General features: G+C 66.0%; 3 protein-coding genes. 1 reads left to right on the forward strand and 2 read right to left on the reverse strand.

Going from position 1 to position 3,019, the window contains the following annotated elements; all coding sequences use genetic code 11:
- The coding region (locus tag RM50_RS20760) for an HNH endonuclease signature motif containing protein (RefSeq protein ID WP_043456223.1) at nt 1–845 on the forward strand (845 nt) is incomplete at its 5' end.
- A 107-nt stretch (nt 846–952) separates the two neighbouring features.
- Here RM50_RS20760 and RM50_RS19830 read toward each other — a convergent pair.
- Both RM50_RS19830 and RM50_RS19835 read right to left on the reverse strand, forming a co-directional pair.
- On the reverse strand, nt 953–1,462 hold the full coding sequence (locus RM50_RS19830; protein ID WP_043456225.1) for a DUF1579 family protein: 510 nt from the start codon (nt 1,460–1,462) through the stop codon (nt 953–955).
- A 66-nt stretch (nt 1,463–1,528) separates the two neighbouring features.
- Nucleotides 1,529–2,872: a M16 family metallopeptidase gene (locus RM50_RS19835; RefSeq protein ID WP_043456227.1), complete on the reverse strand. Its 1,344-nt coding sequence runs from the start codon at nt 2,870–2,872 to the stop codon at nt 1,529–1,531.
- Between the last annotated feature and the right edge of the window lie 147 nt (nt 2,873–3,019).

The raw sequence follows: 3,019 nt of genomic DNA on the forward strand, positions 1-3,019 counted from the left end.
GCCTCACCGACGAACCCGCCGAACTGGACGGCTACGGCCCCATCCCCGCATCCCTGGCCCGGAAACTCGTCGCCGACGGGGCGGACTCGTTCCACCGGGTGCTGGTCGACCCCCGCAACGGGGCACCCCTGGAGATCGGCCGCACCCGCTACCGGCTCACCCCGGCCATCAAACAATGGCTCAGGATTAGGGACCGGAAATGCAGCTTCCCCGGCTGCAGCAACCACACCCCGGACAACGACACCGACCACCTCACCGCCTGGCACCACGGCGGCGCAACGGATGTCAGCAACCTGGCACAGCTCTGCCCCAAGCACCATCGGCTCAAACACCACAGCCACTGGACCCCGGATCCGGCAACCCCGGACGAGCCGCCCGGCTGGACCTCACCCACCGGCCGCCACTACAACCCCGAACACCCCACCCCCAAACCAACCCACTGGCCATCGGGCATTCTGCCGGTGAGTAGTGCCGCGCTGCCCGGCATTGTCATCGCGACGCCAAAAACCGAAAACCCCCTGCCACATAACCCGACCGCGCCAGGAGTAGCCGCGCCGCCGCAAACATCAGCCCGGCCGGACCCCGAACACCAATTGCCAGCGCAGGAACCGGAGGATCTGCACTGGGAGCAGCTCCTCGCCGGGATGCCCGCGTGGCCGGACCCGCCACCCGAAGAACCACCCGGAAACACCATGCTCGATCCAGAACAGATTCCGGCGGACGATCCGCTCTGGGACGACTTCTACGCCCTGCCATTCCAGCTGCCCACCGACCCACAACAGGGGTTTTCCTGTCCTCGCAGTGACGCTGCCGTTGCAAGCCTGCTTTTAGCCCTGCCCACATGAGGCGGCCGTTGTCAGCCTGCTTTTAGCCCTGCCCTGGTGCGCTTCGCCGTCGTGCCGTCCCGGCTCCGCCTGCCGTGTATCAGCGACCATGGCGTGCGTTGCCACAGCTACGCCTTGTGGAAGACAGAGCGCATGAACGGCCTGTAGATCGAACCTTTTCCGTTGGTGCCCGAATCATCCGCATCGCCGTCGTCCCTGGCCGACCTCAGTTCGGTGACGTGGGTCAGGACCTCGTCCTGGACCCAGATGGAGTGGCGCGTCCAGCCCCCGACGCCGTGGCGTTCGACGCGGAGGACGCGGTCGTGCCAGGTGCAGCGTGCGGCGGCGCCCGGCGGGACGCCGGAATTGTCCACGTAGTACCAGAGCACGTCCTGGTGAACGGGATCAACCGTGAAGATGCCATGGCCTTCGAAATGGCTGCCGTCTGGTTCAACATGCCGGTAGCTCTGGACCACGCCCTGGCCGGCGGCCACTTGGCTGTAGGTCACTTCGGCGTCCACGCTGTGCTCCGGCCCCCAGGGGCCGGCAGCAACACGTGTCGTCCCGCGCCAGTGACCCAGCAGGCCCAGCAGGCCCAGCAGCGCAGGATGTCCGTGCTGGGTTCCCTGCCCGTTCACTGCCGCCCCCTGCCGAAGTTCATCCATACCTCAGGATGGACTCTCCGCGGGACCGTTGCCAGCCTCTTACAGTCCGAAAGTCTCGTTCTCCTCGAAAGGACCAACGACCGTAACGGTCCGTGGTGCGGCAGCAAGCTCGGCGGCCAGCTCCTGCACCTGCTCCGTGGTGACGGCCTTGATGAGGCGCAGGGTTTCGTCGATGTCCTGGTACTCCCCGGAGACGAGTTCAGCACGGCCCAGCCGGGACATCCGTGACCCGGTGTCCTCGAGGGCCAGGACAATGCCGCCGCCCAGCTGGCCTACCGCTTTGCGGAGCTCGTCGTCGGAAATTCCGTGTTCCGCAAGCTTTTCCAGCTCCACGCCCAGCAGATCCAGCACCTGCCTGACCTTTGACGGCGTGCAGCCCGCGTACATGCCGAAATAGCCGGCATCTGCATAGGACGATGCGAACGAATAGGTGGAGTACACCAGGCCGCGCTTTTCACGGATTTCCTGGAAAAGCCGTGAGGACATGCCGCCGCCGAGGACCGCGTTCAAGACGCTCATGACGTAACGGCGTTCGTCCGTGGCAACAATCGTGGGGCAACCCATGATGATGTTCGCCTGCTCCACGGCACGCTTCACCACATGGAGCCCGGCGGTTCCCGTGATGACGGCCCGCTCGGTGGAACGGCGCTTGACTGGTGCGGCATGGGGTTCAAGCGACCACCCGGCTGATTCAAGGGCGTCCACCACGAGCCCGCAGACCACGTCGTGTTCCAGCCCGCCGGCCGCCGTGATGACCAGTTCCTCAGGCTTGTAGTACCGGCGGTAGTGCTCCCAGACGGAGTCCCTGGCTACGGCCTTGATCGCAGCCGGGGTCCCGCCGATGGGCCGGCCCAGTGGGTGGCTGCCAAGGACGGCGGCGACGAAGTGTTCGTGCGCTACGTCGGTGGGGTCATCGCTGTCCATCGCGATTTCCTCGAGGATGACGTCGCGTTCCTGCTCCATCTCGTCGGGATCCAGGACGGCCCCGGTGATCATGTCCGCAATCACGTCGATTGCCATGGGCAGGTCCGTATCCAGGACGCGTGCGAAGTAGCAGGTGCTTTCCTTGGCGGTGGCCGCGTTCGATTCGCCGCCGACCTCGTCAAAAGCCGAGGCGATCTCGAGGGCTGTGCGCCGCTTGGTTCCCTTGAACAGGAGGTGCTCCAGGAAGTGGGTGGAGCCGTGCTGGCCGGGAGCTTCGTCCCGGGAGCCCACTCCTACCCAGAACCCGATGGTGGCTGACCGCTGCCCCGGCATTGCCTCCGTGAGCACCCGCACTCCGCCGGGCAGCACTGAACGCCGGACCTCTGACCCGCCGTCGGAGCCGTGGACCAGGGTGTCGCCGGCGTGGTTCTGCTCAAGCGGCAGGGGTACAACAGTCATTGATGCCTTTCAGGACGGGCAGCCGGATCTGGCTGCCATCGTAACAGCGGCGGGACCGGTGGATCATCCACCGGTCCCGCCGATTCATGCTTTAGGCCGGGAGGCCCGGGCTGTTAGACGTCAGCGCCTTCAGCCGGTTCCTCGGCG

Origin of the sequence: Pseudarthrobacter phenanthrenivorans, from assembly GCF_000813845.1 — a bacterium.
Taxonomy (GTDB): Bacteria; Actinomycetota; Actinomycetes; order Actinomycetales; family Micrococcaceae; genus Arthrobacter; species Arthrobacter phenanthrenivorans_B.

Excerpts from the sequence above, each read along its gene's own strand:
- RM50_RS19835 (WP_043456227.1), bottom strand. The coding sequence starts at position 2,872 with ATGACTGTTGTACCCCTGCCGCTTGAGCAGAACCACGCCGGCGACACC.